Below are 1,891 nucleotides of genomic sequence, written 5' to 3'. Positions count from 1 at the left end.
CCAAACGCCAGTTCTGGACGACCACCACATTCTATCTTCGACCAAGGACGTCAGCCCGACAGTCTAGGAACCTCGCTGCGCGTCACTAAGAAAACTCAATGAGGCTGACGAAAGGCCTGCTCCGATGGAGCGGTGAGTTTTTTGGCGCGGCAAAGTGCACTTCGACTTGACGAAAATAAGCGACATTTGGTAGTACGATGGATTAGAAACGACATTCGGCATAGAAACCATCACGATGCTTTTGTACCACAATATAGAAATACGCGCCTTACAAAGGAAGAGGCGTCGACTCGAGGCGGTGTTCGGGCCGCCGCGCTATGGGGAGCTCGCGGCCGCCGTAGAACGTTTGGGGAGAAACCCGATGCGAATGCCTTTCTTAGAGACCCAGACCTTCGACTCATTTGCACTCTCAAAGGAACACCATCATGACTGACTCCGATCGCTTTGTGGCACCTGCCCTGTACCATGCAAAGGAAAGCGATCCACCAAGGGCGAATGTCCAGAGCGGCGCGCGCGATGGCGTGCTGAAGCTGCTGCCGGCCGATTCCGTCACCGAACACGCGCTGACGATCGGCGACCGGAAGCTCGCCTATACGGCAACCGCCGGCACGCTGGATCTCTTCGGCCAGGACGGCGCGCAGACCGGCACGATCTTCTACACCGCCTATGTCGCAAGGGATGGCGGGCCGAACCGGCCTCTGACCTTTGCCTTCAACGGCGGGCCGGGTGCGGCGTCCGCCTTCCTGCATCTCGGGCTGGTCGGGCCGAAGGTACTCGATTTCGGGCCGGACGGACGCGACGGCGCCAATGCGAAACTCGTCGACAACCCGCAAAGCTGGCTCGATTTCACCGATCTCGTGCTGATCGATCCGATCGGCACCGGCTGGAGCCGGACGGCGAAGGCCGACGACGCCTCCAATTATTATAACGTCGGTGCCGATGCCCAGAGCATCGCGAAGGCGATCGCGCTCTATGTCGCGCACAACAACCGTTCCAACTCGCCGAAATATCTTCTCGGCGAAAGTTATGGCGGCTTCCGCGCCGCCAAGGTCGCTTCAGCGCTGCAGCAAAGCCAGGGCATCATCGTCGCCGACGTAGTGATGCTTTCACCCTTGATCGAGGCCCAGCTTCCCGATCAGTTCGCGCTCGGTGCAGCACTGCGGCTGCCGTCGCTGGCAGCAGCAGAGCTCGACCGGCACAAAGCCTTTGACGAAGAGAAGCAGAAGGAGGCAGAGACCTTCGCGCTCGGCGACTATCTGACGACGCTGGCCGGGCCGCCGCCTACGGGCGCCGAGGCCGCCGCCTTCTATGGCAGGATCGCTCGCCTGACGGGCATCCCCGAGGATATCGTCAGCCGCAACCGCGGCTTTCTCTTCAGTTCCTTCGTCAAACATTCGGACGCTGGCAGCGGCGAGGTGATGAGCTCCTACGACGCGTCCTTTGCAGCACCCGATCCCTATCCGGAATCGGATTACGATCGCGGCGACGATCCCTGGAACGGCTTCACATGCGCCTATGGCGGCGCCTTTACCAATTACGCCCGCAACGAGCTCGGCTTCAAGACCGAGATGACCTATTCGCTGCTCGACACCGATATCAACCAGCGCTGGGAATGGCGCGGCGGATCGCCCTTCCAGGCAAGTGCTACCGACGACATCCGGCGGTTGCTCGCCGCGAACCCGGCCTTCCGCCTGCTGATTGCGCATGGCTACTGCGATCTGGTGACGCCTTATAGTGTCAGCCGCTACGTCGTCGACCACCTGCCGCCCTCGCTTGCCGGCGGCCGCGTCGGGTTAAAACTTTATCGCGGCGGGCATATGTTCTATACGAAAGCCGATCAGCGGGCTGCCTTCACGGCGGATGCGAAGGCCTTCTACGCCACACGCCCGGC

At 61.1% G+C, this 1,891-nt stretch carries 1 protein-coding gene; it reads left to right on the top strand.

Features of this window, described 5'->3' with window-relative positions; translation table 11 throughout:
- Positions 1–425: 425 nt before the first annotated feature.
- A partial coding sequence (locus OS035_RS33385; protein ID WP_331815651.1) for a S10 family peptidase occupies positions 426–1,891 on the top strand: 1,466 nt, incomplete at its 3' end.

This window comes from Rhizobium sp. 268, from assembly GCF_036571585.1.
Classification (GTDB): domain Bacteria; phylum Pseudomonadota; class Alphaproteobacteria; order Rhizobiales; family Rhizobiaceae; genus Rhizobium; species Rhizobium redzepovicii.
This window is presented reverse-complemented; position numbering and strand designations above follow the sequence as displayed.